Below are 2,431 nucleotides of genomic sequence, written 5' to 3'. Positions count from 1 at the left end.
AATCAACCCTACCTTATCAAGGAAGGCAGGCGGCCGGAACCTAAAATCCATTTTTAATTTAATTATAGCAATTCCCATAGTTGTGAGGTACAGAGTCTTAGGTTTTGAGGAGTCAGGAGTCAGGATTCAGGATTCAGGATTCAGGATTCAGGATTCGGGATTCAGGAGTTAAGATTTTGGTGTACCTCATGAGATTGGGAAACGCTATATATTTAATTCCACCCACCCACTTAACTGCTAGATTAGCTGACCAATTTTGTTTAGCTGTTAATTTTTGTAAAAAAAACATCGTCTGTATCCTATTGTACAGCTAGACTAAAAATATCTAGAAAAAGCAGTTAGATCGGCAAGAGGGAAAAGGTAAAAACCCTGACTGGGAGATGAGGGGTAAATACGCAAATAATCCTAAATTACCGCTCTAAGATTGGCTTTACCGACAGCAAGAGACCAGATTAATCAGGCAAATATCGTCAAATAAACTAATCAATATAGCTTCTTAGGTGTCTGGGAGTGAAAAAGACAGAAAACGAGGGTTTTCTAGTTTCTATAACTGCACTAATCAGAGACCTAGAACTTAGCTCTAAACCGACAACTAAATTATCAGGAGAATTGGGGTTATGCCGACTCTACACACGCTGACCAATGATAGTATCTCTTGTCCCTTGTCCGATCGCATGGAGAATGTCAATTTCCACTACGAATTAGAAAATCAAATTCATCCCACCTACGGCCTCGAAAACCTAGGCATGAAAAATCTCGGTCGCGTTTATCGCAATCTTTCCGTACCGCAATTAGTCGAACAGGCGATCGAACATCATGAGGGCGTTTTAGCCGATAATGGGGCTTTAGTGGTGGAAACGGGTAAATATACCGGTCGTTCCCCCAAAGATAAATTCATTGTCAAAGAAGCCAATAGCGAAAAGGAAATCGACTGGAATCAGCATAATGCCCCGATTAGCGAGGAAAAATTCCAGCAGTTATACCGAAAAGTCCTCGCCTATGTACAGGGAAAAGACCTATATATCTTCGATGGTTACGTCGGGTCCGATCCTAATTGTCGCTTTGGCGTGCGCGTTGTCACCGAAATCGCCTATCATAACCTCTTTGCCCATCAGTTATTCCTCCGGCCCAGTGCGATCGAACTAGCTGCCCATCAAACTGATTTTACCGTGATTGCCCTGCCGGGGTTACAGGGAGATCCCGAGGATGACGACCTGAACAGCGAAGCCTTTATCGTCCTCAACCTGGCCAAAAAAATCGTTCTCATCGGCGGCACTCGCTACGCTGGCGAAATCAAAAAATCCGTCTTCTCGATGATGAACTACCTGATGACCAAACAAGGGGTTTTACCGATGCACGGTGCCGCTAACATCGATAAACACGGTCATACGGCCCTCTTTTTCGGTCTCTCCGGTACGGGGAAAACCACCCTTTCCGCCGATCCTAAACGCAGCCTCATCGGTGATGATGAACACGGTTGGTCAGAAGACGGCATTTTTAACTTTGAAGGCGGTTGTTACGCTAAAACCATCCGTTTAAGTGCCGAATACGAACCCCAAATCTGGGCGGCGATTCAATTTGGCACTATTCTCGAAAACGTGATCCTTTCCCCCGATAATCGCCTTCCCGACTACGATGATGGACGTTTGACCGAAAACACCCGCGCCGCCTATCCCCTGCGTTATATCCCTAATTGTGCCGTATCTGGCATGGGAACCCACCCGAAAACTATTATCTTCTTAACTGCCGATGCTTTTGGGGTACTGCCACCAATCGCCAAATTAACCACGAACCAGGCGATGTATCATTTCCTCTCCGGCTATACTAGCAAATTAGCGGGAACGGAACGGGGAATCACCGCCCCACAGGTGACTTTTTCCAGTTGTTTCGGTCAATGTTTCTTCCCCCTCTCACCCCTCGTCTATGCCCAAATGTTAGGGGAACGTTTAGAACAACACCCCGAAACCTCCGTTTATCTGATTAATACTGGTTGGTCCGGCGGTCCCTACGGAGTCGGCGATCGCATTTCGATCAAACACACCCGTGCTATGGTTTCCGCCGCTTTAAATGGCGATTTAGAGGAAGTAGTTTTCCATCCTCATCCCATCTTTCAAGTTCTCGTCCCCGAAATTGTCCCCGGAGTTCCCAAAAAAATCCTCGACCCGCGACAAGCATGGCAAGATGGCGAATCCTACGACCTACAGGCGCGAGAATTGGCCCATCGTTTCGTGGAAAATTTCCGTCAATTTACCACTGCCTCCCAAGAAATCATTGCAGCCGGTCCAATTTGGGAATAACAGCATCAAGGAATCGGTTTTAACGAAGGCAGGAGTCAGGAGTCAGGAGTCAGTATTCAGGAGTCAGGAGTCAGTATTCAGGAGTCAGGAGTCAGTATTCAGGAGTCAGGAGTCAGGAGTCAGGAGTCAGTATT

General features: G+C 46.4%; 1 protein-coding gene. It reads left to right on the top strand.

Annotation, left to right across the window (positions count from 1 at the left end):
- Window positions 1-617 precede the first annotated feature (617 nt).
- Window positions 618-2,297 (top strand): phosphoenolpyruvate carboxykinase (ATP), encoded by a 1,680-nt coding sequence (pckA, locus tag PX481_RS18555; protein ID WP_288095385.1) that lies wholly within the window; start codon window positions 618-620, stop codon window positions 2,295-2,297.
- Window positions 2,298-2,431: the final 134 nt, after the last annotated feature.

Source organism: Microcystis sp. M53603_WE2, assembly GCF_030065435.1.
This window is presented reverse-complemented; position numbering and strand designations above follow the sequence as displayed.

What these genes read in the sequence shown, in the direction of transcription:
- pckA (WP_288095385.1), top strand. Translation starts at nt 618, where the DNA reads ATGCCGACTCTACACACGCTGACCAATGATAGTATCTCTTGTCCCTTG.